Raw genomic sequence first — 1252 nt, 5'->3', positions numbered from 1 at the left:
TGGTGGTCTCAACCGGTCAATGCACCACTCCTTGGCAGGATGAGTGGTGGAGGTGCGTGTGGAGTTCACAGAGGAGCAGCAACAAGCGATTTGGGAGGGGTGGCGGAACGGTGAGTCGTTCCGTCAGGTCGGTGACCGGGTTGGGCAGCCGGCGCATGTGGTCCAGTACTTCCTCCGGGGCTATGGCGGAATCAAGCCGAGCGTTTCTCGACGGAACTGCCGGCACCTGACTCATCAAGAGCGCGAGGAAATTTCTCGCGGTGTTGCAACAGGGTGGTCTATCCGCAGAATCTCCGCGGAGCTGGGGAGGTCTCACTCGAGCATTTCGAGGGAGCTCGCCCGCAATGGTGGACGAGCCGCCTACCGGGCAACGGTTGCTGAGCAGGCAGCCCATGTTCGGATGAAGCGACCGAAGTTGAACCGGCTCAAGCAAAGACCTGCACTGCTGCAGGTCGTAAAGGCGAAGCTCATTCTGGGGTGGTCACCGGAGCAGATCGCGGCCTGGCTGAAGCTGACCTATCCCGAGGACTCGGTCATGCGCCTGTCCCACGAGGGCATCTACCGGTCGATCTACTACGTCTACCGCCGTGAGCTTGACCGTGGCATGTCCCAGCATCTGCGATCCGGGAGCACTATCCGCAGGCCACGGAAGGCCAAGCAGTCATTGGGCCGCGGCCGGTTGAAGAACATGGTGCCAATCACCGCTCGGCCGGCATCGATTGAGGACCGTGTTGAGGTGGGGCACTGGGAAGGCGACCTCGTCATGGGTAAGAGACCGTCCGCGGTGGCGACGCTGGTGGAGCGCACTACCCGGGCCGTCAAAGTCGTCCATCTCCCCGACGGATACAAGGCAGAGGCCGTCCGCATCGCTCTGACTCAGGCGTTCAAGGCAATTCCAGAGCCGTTGCGCCGGTCGTTGACCTGGGACCGCGGTCGGGAGATGGCCGAGCATCAGCAGCTCGCGACGGACCTGAGGATGAACGTCTACTTCTGCGCCCCGAGGAGCCCCTGGCAGCGCGGGACGAACGAGAACACGAACAGGATGCTTCGCCAGTACCTCACGAAAGGCTCCGACCTTCGACGGTTTACCGCCAAAGACCTCGATGACATCGCGAACCTTATAAACGATCGTCCCCGGCAGGTTTTGAAATGGGCCAGCTCCAACGAGCTCTACCAAGCCCACATCACCACCTTCGATCAGCCCGCGATACCCTCAAGACCACAGGTGGTGCATTGACCGGTTGAGGTCGCC

General features: G+C 61.7%; 1 protein-coding gene. It reads left to right on the top strand.

What is annotated here, in order from left to right; all coding sequences use genetic code 11:
• Positions 1-52 precede the first annotated feature (52 nt).
• Positions 53-1237, top strand: a complete 1185-nt coding sequence (locus FNH21_RS16710; protein WP_422108796.1) for an IS30 family transposase — start codon at positions 53-55, stop codon at positions 1235-1237.
• The last annotated feature ends 15 nt before the right edge of the window (positions 1238-1252 follow it).

This window comes from Arthrobacter bussei (genome assembly GCF_009377195.2).
GTDB classification, from domain to species: domain Bacteria; phylum Actinomycetota; class Actinomycetes; order Actinomycetales; family Micrococcaceae; genus Arthrobacter_D; species Arthrobacter_D bussei.
This window is presented reverse-complemented; position numbering and strand designations above follow the sequence as displayed.